The sequence below is a fragment of the Streptomyces sp. NPDC002536 genome (genome assembly GCF_053594995.1).
The window spans coordinates 25641-41018 of record NZ_JBSFWU010000072.1 but is presented as its reverse complement, the minus strand read 5'-3'; the positions used below and the strand labels follow the sequence as shown (position 1 = coordinate 41018).

Here is a 15378-nt window from a genome sequence, read left to right as displayed (position 1 = left end):
CGTCAGTCAGTTGACCGCGGCTCAGCCGTGCTTGGCGCGCGAGGCGGAGCGGCCGCGCTCCTTCTGGTCCAGGACGACCTTGCGGATGCGTCCGGCCCCGGCATCCCGCAGCAGTCCGGCGGCGACTGCGCCCGCTCCAGCGTCAACTACCCGTCGCTGACGGCCAAGAAGCTGCACACGTCGTCCTTCAAGGACGCCAGCTGCAGCGGCGCCACCACGGACGACATGTGGCGCGCGCAGGGCGCCAACCCGCCGCAGCTGAACGCCCTGAGCAAGCGCACCACTCTCGTCACCGTCGGCATCGGCGGCAACGACATCGGCTTCGGCAACATCATCGGCACCTGCGCCCAGCTCTCGCCCACCGACCCGGCCGGCGCGCCCTGCCGCAAGCAGTTCACCGCGGGCGGCACCGACCAACTCGTCAACCGCATCAACGATGCCGCGCTCAAGGTGGCCAAGGTGCTCAAGGCCGTTCACCAGCGCGCCCCGCACGCGCGCGTGGCCCTCGTCGGCTACCCCGCGATCATGCCGGACAACGGCGTCGGCTGCTTCCCGGCCGTGCCGATCGCCGCGGGCGACGTTCCCTACCTGCGTGACACCGAGAAGCGGCTCAACGCGATGCTGCAGCAGCAGGCCCGCAAGGCGCACGTCCGCTACGTCGACACCTACCGGCCGACCGTCGGCCACGACGTCTGCAAGCCCGCCGCCGACCGCTGGATCGAGGGCGCCCACCCCGAGAACCCGGCCGCACCTTTCCATCCCAACGCCAAGGGCGAGCAGGCGATGGCGGGTTCGGTGCTCGGGGTGCTGCGCTAGCGCCCCGCAAGGGGCGCGGGGAACTGCGCGACCAGCCCCCACCGGCCCGCAGTCGATGCACCACGCTGGGGGTCCGGGGCGAAGCCCCGGGACGTCGGCTGCGGGTGCGTCGTGGTTGATCGCGCAGTTCCCCGCGCCCCTGACGGGGCGCTAGGCTCCAGGGCCCGTCCGTCCGATTGGAGGCAGTGATGCTCCTCCCCAGACCGACCACCCACCGGCGCCTGCCCGTTCTCGTCGCGGTTGCCGCCCTCGCCGCGGGAGCGGCAACGGCCCCGGCCCACGCGTCCGTTGCCGCCGCTCCGCCCCCGAAGTCCCCCGTCGCCGCCGGTTACGGCGGCGCGGTCGCCAGTGTCGACGCCGACGCCACGGCCGCGGGCATCGAGGTGCTGCGCAAGGGCGGCAACGCGGTCGACGCGGCCGTGGCCACCGCCGCCGCCCTCGGCGTCACCGAGCCCTACTCCGCCGGCATCGGCGGAGGCGGCTACTTCGTCTACTACAACGCCCGTACGCACAAGGTCGCCACGCTCGACGGCCGCGAACGTGCCCCGCTCGGCGCGACCAAGGATCTCTTCCTGGAGAAGGGCAAGCCGCTCGCCTTCGCCGACGCCGTCACCAGCGGCCTGAGCGTCGGCACGCCCGGCACCCCCGCCACCTGGGACACCGCCCTGCGCAACTGGGGCAGCCGGCCGCTGGCCCAAGTGCTGCGCCCCGCCGAGCGGCTGGCGCGCAACGGCTTCACCGTCGATGCCACCTTCCGTCAGCAGACCACCGACAACCAGGCGCGCTTCAAGGACTTCCCCGCCACCGCCAAGATCTTCCTGCCCGGCGGGAAGCCGCCCGCCGTCGGCAGCACCCTCAAGAACCCCGATCTGGCCCGCACTTACGCCCTGCTGGCCGAGCAGGGCGTGGACGCCGTCTACCACGGAGCCGTGGGGCGCGACCTCGTACGGACCGTCCGCAAGCCCCCCGTCGACCCGGCCTCGCACCGCCTGGCGCGCTCCGGCGGCCTGACCGCGAAGGACCTGGCGGCGTACGGGGTGAAGCAGCAGGCGCCGACCCGGGTGACGTACCGCGGGCTCGACGTCTACAGCATGGCCCCGTCCTCCTCCGGCGGCACGACGATCGGGGAGGCCCTCAACATCCTGGAGCACGGCAACCTCCGGAAGGCCGACCAGGCGACCTACCTGCACCGCTACCTCGAGGCCAGCCGGATCGCCTTCGCCGACCGCAACCGGTGGGTCGGCGACCCGGCGCAGGAGAACGTCCCCGAAAAGGGGCTGCTGTCCAAGAAGTTCGCGGACTCGCGCGCCTGCCTCGTCAAGGACGACAAGGTGCTGACCAGCCCGCTGGCCCCCGGCGACCCGCGCGACCCCGCGCCGTGCGGGACGCAGGCCGGCACGCCCGCCCCGACGCCGTACGAGGGGCAGCAGACCACGCACCTGACGGCGGCCGACAAGTGGGGCAACGTCGTCGCCTACACCCTCACCCTGGAGCAGACGGGCGGCAGCGGCATCACCGTGCCCGGGCGCGGTTTCCTGCTCAACAACGAGCTGACGGACTTCTCGTTCACCCCGGTCACCCCGGGCGTGCACGACCCCAACCTGCCCGGCCCCGGCAAGCGCCCGCGCTCCTCGATGGCGCCGACGATCGTCCTGGACCACGGCAGGCCCGCCTTCGCGCTCGGCTCGCCCGGCGGCGCGACGATCATCACGACCGTGCTGCAGACCTTCCTCAACCATGTGGAGCGCGGCATGCCGCTCGTCGACGCGATCGCCGCGCCGCGGGCCAGCCAGCGCAACGCGGCGAAGACCGAGCTCGAACCGGGCCTGTGGAACAGCCCGTTGCGCGCCCGGCTGGAGGCGCGGGGGCATGCGTTCACCCTGAACCCGGAGATCGGCGCGGCGACCGGGGTGCAGCGCCTGCCGGACGGGCGGTGGCTCGCGGCGGCGGAGAAGGTGCGGCGCGGCGGCGGCTCGGCGATGGTGGTGCGGCCGAGCGGTCCGTCGCACTGAGCGCCGGTCCATCCCCCGTACGGGTGCATCGGCCCGTCGATCCGGTTGATCCGCGCGGGCGCTGCGCAGCATAAGTCCCGTGGGGGAGTGTGCAGTTCATGCAGCCCGGCGAGTCCTGCTCGCCGGTATGGCCGTGTCGGTCCTGTTGGCCGCCGTGCTGGCGGCGTTGGGGCTGTGGTCCGCCGTCCCCGCGGCGGCGGCCACGGCCCCGGCCCCGGCTGTCGCGTCGGGCGTTCCGACGTGCCGACTCGGGGCCTATCTCAACGACTTGTACAACCTGGACCCCATCAAGCACTCCTTCGACGCCCGGTTCACCCTGTGGTCCGTGTGCCCGCAGAAGGACCTGGACCCGCTGCCCGCGGTGTCCTTCAGCAACGGCAACAACCCGCAGAAGGACGACCCCAGGCTGTCGGAGTCCCGCGGCCTGTTCCGCGATCTGGTGCGGGTGCAGGGGACGTTCCGGCAGGACTGGGACCTGCGCGCCTTCCCCTTCGACCGCCACCGGTTGCAGATCGTGCTCACGGCCAACTCCGACATCGGGCACTTCCGGTTCACCCCGGACAACACGAACTCGGCGCACAACGCGGCGATCGCGCCGGACGGCTGGAAGCTGACGGGCTTCCGCCTGGCTCCCGCCGAGCGGAACTTCCCGACCAATTTCGGCGACCCCGCGCTGCCCCGCGGTGCGGGCAGCACCCGCAGTGCCGTCATCATCGAGGCCGACCTGGTGCGCGAGGACCCCACCGTCTTCTGGAAGCTCACCGGCCCGCTGTACCTCACGCTGCTGCTCGTCACGGCGACGTTCCTGCTGCCCGCGCACCACAGGGAGCTGGGCCTGGCCGAGCGCCTGGACTCCCTGCAGAGCCGGCTGGCCCTGCTGGGCGGCGGGCTGTTCGTCGTGATGCTGAACATGCAGCAGGTCAGCACGGTGGTCACCAGCACGCGCGGGCTGACGCTCGTCGACTGGCTGCACCTGCTGACCCTGGCCTACGTCCTCCTCGCCGTGCTGGCCACGGTGCTGTGCTGGCGCTGGACGGTCGAGGGGGACGACCCGGCGAAGGTGGAACGGCTGAACCGCCGCGCGGCGGTGCTGGGTCTGGTGGGGTACTGCGTGGTCGCGGGCGTGCTGGTGGGGCTGTCGGTGGACTGACCGGAGGGGTCAGCCCAGCAGCGCGATGACCGCGTCCGTCGTGTCCGTCTCCGCCAGCCGGGGAAAGATCTTCTCCAGGCTGTTGCGGTGCGCCTGCGCATCCATGTCCGTGACCGCGTCCGTCGCGATCGTCACGTGGTACCCGTGCTCGTGCGCGGAGCGCGCCGTCGACTCGACGCCGATGCTCGTCGCGATGCCCGCCAGCACGATCTGAGTGATGCCACGCCGCCGCAGCTGCAGATCCAGGTCGGTGCCGTGGAACGCGCCCCACTGGCGCTTCGTCACCACGATGTCGTCGTCCGTGCACCCCAGTTCGGGCCGCAGCTCCGTGAACTCGGCGGGGAACTCGCCCGCGTGCCCGGCGACGTCCGCCCGTCCCGGCGGTGTGGCGACGACACGGACGAGGACCACCGGCAGGCCGTGCTTGCGGAACGCCTCGGCGAGGCGGGTGCCGCGTTCGACGATCTCGTCGGCGGGGTGGACGGTCGGCAGGGCGGTGATGCCCTTCTGGAGGTCGATGAGGACGAGTGCGGTCCTGGGGTCGAGCGTGGTAGCAGCCATGCCGGCAGCCTACGAGAAAGAAAGGGAAACTTGCAAGCCTTCCTTTTCTTTGTCCGTCTTCGACAGGCCGCGGGAGCGATGGTCTTGCCACGGCGAGTGACGGGTCCTACGGTCGCATCCATCCCCACGCGGAGCGGATCTTCGCGTGCCAGCCAGGCGCAAGCCGGTTCCGGCAGAGGAGCAGCTCATGGCCAACGTTGTCCGCGCCGCCCTGGTCCAGGCCACCTGGACCGGCGACACCGAGTCGATGATCGCCAAGCATGAGGAACACGCCCGCGCCGCCGCCGCACAGGGTGCCAAGGTGATCGGGTTCCAGGAGGTCTTCAACGCGCCCTACTTCTGCCAGGTGCAGGACAGCGAGCACTACCGCTGGGCCGAGCCCGTCCCCGACGGGCCCACCGTGCAGCGCATGTGCCGGCTCGCCCGCGAGACCGGCATGGTGATCGTGGTGCCGGTCTTCGAGGTCGAACAGTCCGGCTTCTACTACAACACCGCAGCCGTCATCGACGCCGACGGCAGCTACCTGGGCAAGTACCGCAAGCACCACATCCCCCAGGTCAAGGGCTTCTGGGAGAAGTTCTACTTCAAGCCGGGCAACGCCGGCTGGCCCGTCTTCGAGACGGCCGTCGGCCGCGTCGGCGTCTACATCTGCTACGACCGCCACTTCCCCGAGGGCTGGCGGCAGCTCGGGCTCAACGGCGCCCAGCTCGTCTACAACCCCTCCGCCACCTCGCGCGGCCTGTCCGGCTACCTCTGGCAGCTCGAACAGCCCGCGGCCGCCGTCGCCAACGAGTACTTCGTCGCCGCCATCAACCGCGTCGGGCAGGAGGAGTACGGGGACAACGACTTCTACGGCACCTCGTACTTCGTCGACCCGCGCGGGCAGTTCGTCGGCGACGTCGCCAGCGACACCAAGGAGGAACTCGTCGTCCGCGACCTGGACTTCGGCCTCATCGACCAGGTGCGCCAGCAGTGGGCCTTCTACCGGGACCGCCGCCCCGACGCCTACGAGGGGCTGGTCCGGCCGTGACCGGCCTGCATGCGCGGCACCGCGCCGTCATGCCCGAGTGGCTCGCCCTCTACTACCGCGAACCGCTCGAACTCACCCACGGCGAGGGCCGGTACGTGTGGGACGACCAAGGGCGGCGCTACCTGGACTTCTTCGGCGGCATCCTCACCACCATGACCGCCCACGCGCTGCCCGAGGTCACCAAGGCCGTCGCCGAGCAGGCGGGCCGCATCCTGCACACCTCCACTCTCTACCTCGACCGGCACATGGTCGAACTCGCCGAACGCATCGCCGCCCTCTCCGGCATCCCGGACGCGCGCGTCTTCTTCACCACCTCCGGCACCGAGGCCAACGACGCGGCCCTCCTGCTGGCCACCACCTTCCGGCGCTCCAACCAGGTGCTCGCCATGCGCAACAGCTACCACGGCCGCTCCTTCTCCGCCGTCGGCATCACCGGCAACTCCAGCTGGTCGCCCACCAGTCTCTCCCCGCTCCAGACGCTCTACGTGCACGGCGGGGTGCGCACCCGCGGCCCGTACGCGCGGCTGTCCGACGCGGAGTTCACCGCGGCGTGCGTGGCGGACCTGGAGGACATGCTCGGTCAGGTGCACGGCACCGTCGCCGCCCTGATCGCCGAACCCGTCCAGGGCGTCGGCGGGTTCACCTCCCCGCCCGACGGCCTCTACGCCGCCTTCCGCGACGTCCTTCAGCGGCACGGCATCCTGTGGATCACCGACGAGGTGCAGACCGGCTGGGGCCGCACCGGCGACCACTTCTGGGGCTGGCAGGCGCATGCCGCGAGCGGCCCGCCGGACCTGCTCACCTTCGCCAAGGGCATCGGCAACGGCATGTCGATCGGCGGCGTCGTCGCCCGCGCCGAGGTCATGAACTGCCTCGACGCCAACTCCATCTCCACCTTCGGCGGCAGCCCCGTCACCATGGCCGCCGGCCTCGCCAACCTGACCCACCTGCTGGAGCACGACCTCCAGGGCAACGCCCGCCGCGTCGGCGGCCTGCTGACCGAGCGGCTGCGCGCCGCCGCCGCGGGCCTGACCGTGGTCCGCGAGGTCCGCGGCCGCGGACTCATGATCGGCATCGAGCTCGCCGAACCCGACGGCACGCCCTCGCCGCGCGCCGCCTCCCTCGCCCTCGAACACGCCCGCGAGGCCGGGCTGTTGATCGGCAAGGGCGGCCGCGAGGGCCACACCCTGCGCATCGCGCCGCCGCTCAGCCTCACCGTCGCCGAGGCCGAACAGGGCGCGGAGATCCTCGACAACGTGCTGCGCCGGGTCCAGGAGGCCGTCGGCGGGAAGGAACGGCCATGACGCAACGGACCGTCATCCGCGGCGGGCTCGTCATCACCGCCGCCGAGGAGACGTACGCGGACGTCCTCGTCGAGGGCGGCACGATCGCGGCCCTGGCCGCGTCCGACAGCGACTGCGCCCGGGCGTGGACGGCCGACCGCACCATCGACGCGACGGGGAAGTACGTCATCCCCGGCGGCGTCGACGGCCACACCCACCTCGAACTGCCCTTCGGCGGCACCTCCTCCTCCGACACCTTCGAGACCGGCACCCGCGCCGCCGCCTGGGGCGGCACCACCACCATCGTCGACTTCGCCGTCCAGTCCCGCGGACAGGCCGTGCGCGAGGGGCTCGACGCCTGGCACGCCAAGGCCGAGGGACAGTGCGCCGTCGACTACGCCTTCCACATGATCCTCTCCGACGTGAACGAGGGCGCGCTGAAGGAGATGGACCTCCTCGTCGGCGAGGGCGTGACCTCCTTCAAGCTCTTCATGGCCTACCCGGGCGTCTTCTACAGCGACGACGGGCAGATCCTGCGCGCCATGCAACGGGCCTCCGGCAACGGCGGGCTGATCATGATGCACGCGGAGAACGGCATCGCCATCGACGTCCTCGTCGAACAGGCCCTCGCCGCCGGGCGGACGGACCCCCGTTACCACGGCGAGGTCCGCAAGGCCCTGCTGGAGGCCGAGGCCACCCACCGCGCGATCCAGCTCGCGCGCGTCGCCGGCAGCCCGCTGTACGTCGTGCACGTCTCGGCGCAGGAGGCCGTCGCGGAGCTGGCGCAGGCCCGCACGGCCGGGCTGCCGGTCTTCGGCGAGACCTGCCCGCAGTACCTGTTCCTGTCCACCGACAACCTCGCCGAACCGGGCTTCGAGGGCGCCAAGTACGTCTGCTCCACACCGCTGCGCCCCCGCGAGCACCAGGCGGCCCTCTGGCGCGGGCTGCGCACGGACGCCCTCCAGGTGGTCTCCACCGACCACTGCCCGTTCTGCTTCGCGGGCCAGAAGGAGCTCGGCCGCGGCGACTTCTCGAAGATCCCCAACGGCCTGCCCGGCATCGAGAACCGGATGGACCTCCTCCACCAGGCCGTCGTCGACGGGCACCTCACCCGCCGCCGGTGGATCGAGATCGCCTGCGCCGCCCCCGCCCGGATGTTCGGCCTGGCCCCGCGCAAGGGCACCATCGCCCCGGGCGCCGACGCCGACATCGTCGTCTACGACCCGCAGGCCCGTCAGACCCTCTCCGCCCGGACCCACCACATGAACGTCGACTACTCGGCGTACGAGGGCAAGGAGATCACCGGACAGGTCGAGACCGTCCTGTCCCGCGGCGACGTCGTCATCGACCGGCGGACGTTCACCGGACGCGCCGGACACGGCCGCTACATCCCCCGCACCACCTGTCAGTACCTCCCGTAAGGAGCACGTGCACCGTGGACTTCGGCCTCGTCCTGCAGACCGACCCGCCCGCCACCGCCGTCGTGGAGCTCATGCACCGCGCCGAGCGCGCCGGCTTCCGCTACGGCTGGACCTTCGACTCGGCCGTGCTGTGGCAGGAGCCGTTCGTCATCTACAGCCGCATCCTGGAACGGACCGAGCGGCTGATCGTCGGCCCCATGGTCACCAACCCCTCCACCCGCACCCCGGAGGTCACCGCCTCCACCTTCGCCACCCTCAACGACATGTACGGCAACCGCACGGTGTGCGGCATCGGGCGCGGCGACTCGGCGATGCGGGTCGCGGGCCGCAGGCCGAACACGCTGGCCGCGCTCAGCGAGTCGATGCGCATCATCCGCGACCTCGCCGAGGGCCGCGAGACGGACGTCCACGGCACGGTGCTGCGCATCCCGTGGGTGCGCGACGGCCGGCTGCCGGTGTGGATGGGCGCCTACGGGCCCAAGGCGCTGGCCATGGCCGGGCGGGAGGCGGACGGCTTCATCCTCCAGCTCGCCGACCCGTACCTGACGGAGTGGATGGTGAAGGCGGTGCGGACCGCGGCCGAGGAGGCCGGGCGCGACCCCGCGTCCCTCACGATCTGCGTGGCCGCGCCCGCGTACGTGGGCGACGACGTGGCCCACGCGCGGGAGCAGTGCCGGTGGTTCGGCGGGATGGTGGGCAACCACGTGGCCGATCTGGTCGAGCGGTACGGGGAGGCCTCGGGTGCCGTCCCCGAGGCCCTGACCGCGTACATCAAGCAGCGGCACGGCTACGACTACAGCCACCACGGCCGGGCGGGCAACCCGTCCACGGACTTCGTGCCGGACGACATCGTGGACCGCTTCTGCCTGCTGGGCCCGGTGGCCGCGCACCGTGAACGGCTGGAGCAGCTGCCGGCGTTGGGCGTCGACCAGTTCGCCGTGTACGCGATGCACGACGCGCGCGAGGCGACGATCGACGCGTACGGGGAACACCTGATCCCGGCCTTCGCGTGACGTTCGCCCGACACGGCGGAGGCCGCGGGGTCCGGGCGCGGCAGTGCGCGCCCGGTCCGCGGCCTCCCCGGCTCATGCCGTGAACGGCGTCAGCCGGCCGTGTTGGTCTGCCAGATCGCCTGTCCCTTGGAATAGATGACCACGTTGTGGTCGTCCTGGACGACGAGGACGGCTCCGGGGTGGCCGGAGGTGTTCGAGGCCCAGACGGCCCTGCGGTCGCGGTTGTAGAGGACGAAGTTGCCGTCCTCCTGCATGATGGCCTCGTAGCCCTGGTGCCAGGCGCCCTCGGCCTGCCAGGCAGGCTTGGGCTCGCCGCTCACCTTGTAGACGACGAGGTTGCCGTCCTCCTGCAGGCGCAGCAGGGTGTTGCCGCTTCCGGATGTGAACGCCATGTTCCGGGTCATCCTCGACCCTGCGGGGAAGTCCGCGTTGGCCATGTCCGCACCTCCTGGAACCGGACCGGGGTCCCTCCCCGGACGCCCACCACGCTAGTCACGGGCCCGCCGCGGCCGGAGAGCGAATGCCGCTGACCGGAAGAGGCGGGGGAAAACCGTCGGTTCACGGCCATGAGTGCGAGAGAGGGGATAGAGGGAGAAACCCCTTGTGCAGGTGGGGAGTTGACTCATTCCCGACCGTATCCCCGGCATGCGATGTGATGCGGGTCACATACTCCCGGCCATGTGTCGGCCCCGTGGGGCGCGCCGGGTGTCCGGCGATGCACGGTTGACGCGCGCCGGAGCGCGCGCCCGCTACGGGACGCGCGCGGTCCACTCCTCCGTCGCGAACTTCGCCGCGGCCAGCTCCTCGGCCCGCGCCATCTCCTCGGGCGTGACCGCGCCCTCCGTCAGCCCGTAACGGCTGCGGAAGGTGCCGATCATCCGCTCGATGACCTCGGCGCGGGGGAGCCCGGTCTGTCGGCGCAGCGGGTCCACGCGCTTCTTGGCGCTCTTGGTGCCCTTGTCGGAGAGCTTCTCCCGGCCGATGCGGAGGACGTCCGTCATCTTGTCGGCGTCGATGTCGTAGGCCATGGTCACGTGATGCAGCACGGCGCCGTCGCCGGAGACCATCCGCTTCTGCGCCGCGCCCGCGATCTTCCCGGCCTCGGTGGCGATGTCGTTCAGCGGCTGGTACCAGGCCTTGACGCCCATGCTCTCCAGGGCGCCGAGCACCCAGTCGTCCAGGTAGGCGTAGCTGTCGGCGAAGGACAGCCCCTGCACCAGCGCCTCCGGCACGCTGAGCGAGTACGTGATGGTGTTCCCCGGCTCGATGAACATCGCACCGCCCCCGGAGATCCGCCTCACCACCGTCATCCCGTGCCGGGCCGCGCCCTCCGGGTCGACCTCGTTGCGCAGCGACTGGAAGCTGCCGATGACCACGGCCGGGGCGCCCCACTCCCACACCCGCAGGGTCGGCGGCCGGCGGCCGGCGGCGACCTCGGTGGTGATCACCTCGTCCAGCGCCATGTGCAGGGCGGGGGACTGGGGGCCGGTGTGGATCAACTGCCAGTCGTAGTCGTGCCAGTCGGTCGCATTGGCCAGCGCCCGTCGCACCGCAATGCCCACGGCCTCGGAGGAGAACCCGAACATCACAGTGCCCTCGGGCAGCGCCGCATCGACCCGCGCCCCGAGCTGCGGGGCCGTCAGGTCGGCGGGGGCGCCCTCCAGGGCACGGTTGATGTCGATGAGCGCCTCGTCGGGCTCCAGGAAGAAGTCCCCGGCGACACGGACGTGGCGCAGCACGCCGTCCTCGGCTTCGAGGTCCACGACGACGAGCTTGCCGCCGGGCACCTTGTACTCACCGTGCACGGTATGTCTCCTTCTGCGTGAATGCTGCCGGAGTGCCACCGTAACCCCGCCCACGGGCACCCTTGCGCACGGGCCGCGAACATGCCTTGCTGGGGCCCATGTTCACCACGCGCCCCACCCTGCAGGGCACCTTCGGCATGGTGTCGTCCACCCACTGGCTCGCCTCGCAGTCGGCCATGGCCGTGCTGGAGAGCGGCGGCAACGCCTTCGACGCCGCCGTGGCGGCCGGGTTCGTGCTGCATGTCGTGGAGCCGCACCTGAACGGGCCCGCCGGGGAGGTGCCCGTCGTGTTCGCGCCGGCGGGCGGGGCCGTGCAGGTGCTGTGCGGGCAGGGGCCGGCGCCCGCGGGGGCGGACATCGCGCACTACACCTCGCTCGGCCTCTCTCTCGTCCCCGGCACCGGGCCCCTCGCGGCGGCCGTGCCGGGCGCGTTCGACGCCTGGATGCTGCTGCTGCGCGACCACGGCACCAAGCCGCTCGCCGAGGTCCTCGGCCACGCCATCGGGTACGCGGAGGCCGGCCACGCCCCCGTCGGGAGCGTCGGCCGGTCCGTGGCGGCCGTGGAGGGGCTGTTCCGGAGCGGGCCCGAGTGGGCGGCCTCCGCCGAGCTGTACCTGCCCGGCGGCAGACCTCCGGCCATGGGCCGGCTCTTCCGCAACCCTGCGCTCGCCGCCACCTGGCGCCGCCTCCTCGCCGAGGCCGACGCGGCGGGCGGCAGCCGCGAACAGCGGATCGACGCCGCACGCCGGACCTGGCGCGAGGGCTTCATCGCCGAAGCCCTCCTGCGCACCGCCGCCCGCCCCACCCTCGACACCAGCGGCGAGCGGCACACCGCCACCCTCACCGGCGACGACTTCGCCGGCTTCCGGGCCACGTACGAGGACCCGGTGACGTACGACTGGAACGGGTGGACCGTCTGCAAGCCCGGCCCCTGGTCCCAGGGGCCGGTCCTGCTCCAGCAGCTCGCCCTGCTGCCGGACGCGCTGCCCGAGTACGGCACCGCGGACTACGTCCACACCCTGATCGAGGGCAGCAAGCTCGCCATGGCCGACCGCGAGGCCTGGTACGGGGATGCGGGCGAGGTGCCGCTCGGCACCCTGCTCTCGGAGGGCTACAACTCCGCCCGCCGCGCCCTGATCGGCGCCACGGCCTCGTACGAGCTGCGCCCCGGCAGCCCCGACGGCCGCCCCCCGCGCCTGGCCGCTTTCCCGGGAGCCGAGGGAGAGGCGTACGGGCATGTCGACACCGTCGACACCGGCGAGGGCGAGCCGACGGTCGCCATGAACGGTGTGGTCCACGGCGACACCTGCCACGTCGACGTCGTCGACCGCTGGGGCAACATGATCTCCGCAACGCCCAGCGGCGGCTGGCTGCAGTCCAACCCCGTCGCACCGGAGCTCGGCTTCCCGCTCGGCAGCCGACTGCAGATGACCTGGCTGGAACCGGGGCTGCCCAGCTCCCTCACCCCCGGCCGGCGTCCGCGCACCACCCTGTCGCCCTCCCTCGCGCTGCGCGGCGGCGAGCCGGTGATGGCCTTCGGCACCCCGGGCGCCGACCAACAGGACCAGTGGCAGCTGCACTTCCTCCTCGCCGTCGCCCTGCGCCCGTCCTGGCGCGGCGGGCCCGATCTCCAAGGCGCCGTCGACGCGCCCAACTGGCACCAGTCGGGCTTCCCCGGCTCCTTCCACCCGCGCCGGGCGCAGCCCGGCAGCATCACCGTCGAGTCCCGCATCGGCGAGGAGATCATCGCGGAGCTGCGCCGCCGGGGGCACGACGTGACCGTGGGAGGGCCGTGGTCGGAGGGGCGGCTGTGCGCAGTGACCCGCGACCCGGAGACCGGGGTGCTGTCGGCGGCCGCCAACCCGCGCGGGATGCAGGGGTACGCGGTGGGGCGCTGAGCCGCTGTTCACCCCCGATACGTGCTCCGTACACCCGGGCCTCACCGGTTGTCGGTGGGGCATGGTTCGATGGATGCATGATCGATGAGTTTCTCGCGGGTGATCTGAACGACGTCGAGGAAGCGGTCCGCAAGGCCGCGGCCGCCGAGATCATGCCGCGATTCCGGCAGCTGGCCGCCGACGACATCGTCGAGAAGAACGGCCCGCACGACCTGGTGACCGTCGCCGACCGGCTCGCGGAGGAGCGCCTCACGGCGGATCTCACGGCGCTGCTGCCCGGCTCCGTGGTCGTCGGCGAGGAGGCCGTGCACGCCGACCCGTCCGTCCTGGACGCGCTCGGCGGCGACGCCCCGGTGTGGATCGTCGACCCGGTCGACGGCACCCGGCAGTTCGTCCACGGCGACTCCGGCTTCGCCACCCTCGTCTGCCTCGCCCACCACGGCGAGCTGCTCGCCTCCTGGACGTACGCCCCCGCCCTGGACCTGATGGCCGTCGCCCGCCGCGGCGGGGGAGCGGTGCTCAACGGCGAGCGGATACGCAGCGGTTCGCCCGAGCCCGGCAAGCACCTCGAAGTCGCCATATCCCACTACGACTTCACCACCCCCGAGGAGAAGCGCGTCCTCGGCACGCTGCTGACCGACGCCATCACCCCGCGCCCCTGCGGCTCGGCGGGCCTCGAATACCTGCACGTCGCCCAGGGAACGCTCGACGGCCTGGCCTTCTCCTGGGAGAACGCCTGGGACCACGCCGCGGGGCTGCTGCTGGTCGCCGAGGCGGGCGGCGCGAGCGCGACCGTCGCCGGCGAGCCCTTCCGCATCACCGGGGGCAACGCCCTGCCGTTCGCGGCCGCCCGGGACGCGGAGACGCTGCGGCATATGCTGGGGCTGCTGGCATCCGCCGGCTGACCAGACTGCAGGGGACGAGGGGAGTCCGACCGGTGGCCACCATGCTCGACGCGGTCGTTGTAGGGGCCGGGCCCAACGGGCTCACCGCCGCTGTCGAACTGGCCCGCCGCGGTCTGGCGGTCGAGGTGTACGAGGCCGCCGACAGCATCGGCGGCGGCGCGCGCACCGAGGAGCTGACCCTCCCGGGCTTCCGTCACGACCCCTGCTCCGCCGTGCACCCGCTCGGCGTCCGCTCGCCGGCCTTCAGCGCCATGCCGCTCTCCCGGTACGGGCTGGAATGGGTCCACCCCGACCTGCCGATGGCGCACCCCTTCCCCGACGGCACGGCCGCCGTGCTCTCCCGCCTGGTCGGCGAGACGGCCGGCTCGCTCGGGCCGCGTGATGCGGGCGCGTACCGACGGCTCGTCGCGCCGTTCCAGGGCAAGTGGCCCACGCTCGCCGCCGACTTCCTGCGCACCCAGTGGGACGGACTGCCGCGCGACCCCGTCACCTACGCCCGGTTCGGCGTGCTCGCCGCCCAGTCCGCCGCGCTGCTCACCCGCCGCTTCCACGGCGAGAAGGCCCGCGGCCTGTTCGCCGGGCTCGCCGCCCACGGCATCGCCCCGCTCACCGGCTTCGGCACCGGCGGCATGGCCCTGCTCTTCGCGATCGCCGCCCACGAGTGCGGCTGGCCCGTGCCGCGCGGCGGTTCGCAGTCCATCGCGGATGCCCTCGCCGGGTACCTGCGCGCCCTGGGCGGCACGATCCACACCGGCTTCGAGGTCAAGCGGCTGGACGACCTGCCGCCCGCCCGCGCCTACGTCTTCGACACCTCGCCCACGGCCGTGGCCCGCATCGCCGGGCTCGGCAACGCGTTCGCGAACTACCGGTACGGCCCCTCCGTCTTCAAGATCGACTACGCGCTGGACGGCCCCGTCCCCTGGACCGCGGAGCCGGCCCGCAAGGCCGGTACGGTCCACATCGGCCCCACCTACGGGGAGATCAAGGGCGCACTGGGCGCCGCGCTCGACGGCAGCGACCCCGAAGTCCCCTTCCTCATCACGGCCCAGCCGACCCTGGTGGACCCGACCCGCGCCCCCGAGGGCAAGCACACGTTCTGGGTGTACGGCCACGTGCCCAACGGCTGGGAGGGCGACGCGACCGAGGTGATCGAGCGCCAACTGGAGCGCTTCGCACCGGGGTTCCGCGACCTCGTCCTCGCCCGCGCCACGGCCGGGCCGCCGCAGCTCGCGGCCCGCAACGCCAACTATGTGGGCGGCGACATCGCGATCGGCTCGGTCGCGGCCCTGCGGCTGGTCGTCCGGCCCCGGCTGGCCCGCGTGCCGTACGCGACGGCACACCCCGCCGTCTTCCTGTGCTCCTCGGCGACCCCGCCCGGCCCCGGGGTGCACGGCATGTCCGGCCACCACGCGGCCAAGGCGGTGTGGCGCAGCCTGCGGCGTAGCGCCCCGTAGGGGCGCGGGGAACTGCGCGCTCAGCCACGA

The 15378-nt window shown here is 72.5% G+C and carries 13 protein-coding genes; 10 read left to right on the top strand and 3 right to left on the bottom strand.

All coding sequences use genetic code 11. From position 1 onward, the window contains the following. The first annotated feature begins 63 nt into the window (after positions 1-63). The 3 genes from ACWD4B_RS24155 to ACWD4B_RS24145 all read left to right on the top strand — a co-directional run bounded on the left by ACWD4B_RS24155 (position 64) and on the right by ACWD4B_RS24145 (position 3978). Positions 64-816 (top strand): SGNH/GDSL hydrolase family protein, encoded by a 753-nt coding sequence (locus ACWD4B_RS24155; RefSeq protein ID WP_451422700.1) that lies wholly within the window; start codon positions 64-66, stop codon positions 814-816. A 188-nt stretch (positions 817-1004) separates the two neighbouring features. Beyond that, positions 1005-2828 (top strand): gamma-glutamyltransferase, encoded by a 1824-nt coding sequence (gene ggt, locus ACWD4B_RS24150; protein ID WP_451422697.1) that lies wholly within the window; start codon positions 1005-1007, stop codon positions 2826-2828. A gap of 127 nt (positions 2829-2955) precedes the next feature. Then, complete coding sequence (locus ACWD4B_RS24145; RefSeq protein ID WP_451422696.1) at positions 2956-3978, top strand: hypothetical protein; 1023 nt, start codon at positions 2956-2958, stop codon at positions 3976-3978. 9 nt (positions 3979-3987) lie between these two features. Here the strand turns inward: ACWD4B_RS24145 and ACWD4B_RS24140 are convergent, their stop codons facing one another. After that, positions 3988-4539 (bottom strand): isochorismatase family protein, encoded by a 552-nt coding sequence (locus ACWD4B_RS24140; protein ID WP_451422695.1) that lies wholly within the window; start codon positions 4537-4539, stop codon positions 3988-3990. 187 nt (positions 4540-4726) lie between these two features. Here ACWD4B_RS24140 and ACWD4B_RS24135 point away from each other — a divergent pair, with 187 nt between their 5' ends. Genes ACWD4B_RS24135 through ACWD4B_RS24120 form a run of 4 tightly spaced genes read left to right on the top strand, consistent with a single transcriptional unit; the run spans position 4727 to position 9286 of the window. Further along, complete coding sequence (locus ACWD4B_RS24135) at positions 4727-5569, top strand: nitrilase-related carbon-nitrogen hydrolase (protein WP_451422694.1); 843 nt, start codon at positions 4727-4729, stop codon at positions 5567-5569. A 29-nt stretch (positions 5570-5598) separates the two neighbouring features. After that, the gene (locus tag ACWD4B_RS24130) at positions 5599-6873 is read left to right on the top strand and encodes an aspartate aminotransferase family protein (RefSeq protein ID WP_451422699.1); all 1275 of its coding nucleotides are present in this window, start codon (positions 5599-5601) and stop codon (positions 6871-6873) included. Next, the gene (gene hydA, locus ACWD4B_RS24125; protein ID WP_451422693.1) at positions 6870-8273 is read left to right on the top strand and encodes a dihydropyrimidinase; all 1404 of its coding nucleotides are present in this window, start codon (positions 6870-6872) and stop codon (positions 8271-8273) included. The genes ACWD4B_RS24130 and hydA overlap by 4 nt, the downstream gene beginning before the upstream one ends. A 14-nt stretch (positions 8274-8287) precedes the next feature. After that, positions 8288-9286, top strand: coding sequence for a TIGR03842 family LLM class F420-dependent oxidoreductase (locus tag ACWD4B_RS24120; protein ID WP_451422692.1), 999 nt, complete (start codon positions 8288-8290; stop codon positions 9284-9286). Positions 9287-9375: 89 nt separating this feature from the next. Here the strand turns inward: ACWD4B_RS24120 and ACWD4B_RS24115 are convergent, their stop codons facing one another. Together ACWD4B_RS24115 and ACWD4B_RS24110 are read right to left on the bottom strand one after the other, a co-directional pair. Further along, positions 9376-9678 (bottom strand): hypothetical protein, encoded by a 303-nt coding sequence (locus tag ACWD4B_RS24115; protein WP_451422691.1) that lies wholly within the window; start codon positions 9676-9678, stop codon positions 9376-9378. Between the two features lie 357 nt (positions 9679-10035). Then, on the bottom strand, positions 10036-11091 hold the full coding sequence (locus tag ACWD4B_RS24110) for a lipoate--protein ligase family protein (RefSeq protein WP_451422690.1): 1056 nt from the start codon (positions 11089-11091) through the stop codon (positions 10036-10038). 98 nt (positions 11092-11189) lie between these two features. Between ACWD4B_RS24110 and ACWD4B_RS24105 the strand changes: the two genes are divergently transcribed. From ACWD4B_RS24105 to ACWD4B_RS24095, 3 genes are all read left to right on the top strand, one after another. After that, positions 11190-12989, top strand: a complete 1800-nt coding sequence (locus tag ACWD4B_RS24105) for a gamma-glutamyltransferase family protein (RefSeq protein WP_451422689.1) — start codon at positions 11190-11192, stop codon at positions 12987-12989. 77 nt (positions 12990-13066) lie between these two features. Then, positions 13067-13894, top strand: coding sequence for an inositol monophosphatase family protein (locus ACWD4B_RS24100; protein ID WP_451422688.1), 828 nt, complete (start codon positions 13067-13069; stop codon positions 13892-13894). A 41-nt stretch (positions 13895-13935) separates the two neighbouring features. Beyond that, entirely contained in the window at positions 13936-15348 is a 1413-nt protein-coding gene (locus ACWD4B_RS24095) for a phytoene desaturase family protein (RefSeq protein WP_451422698.1), read from the top strand. Positions 15349-15378 lie beyond the last annotated feature (30 nt).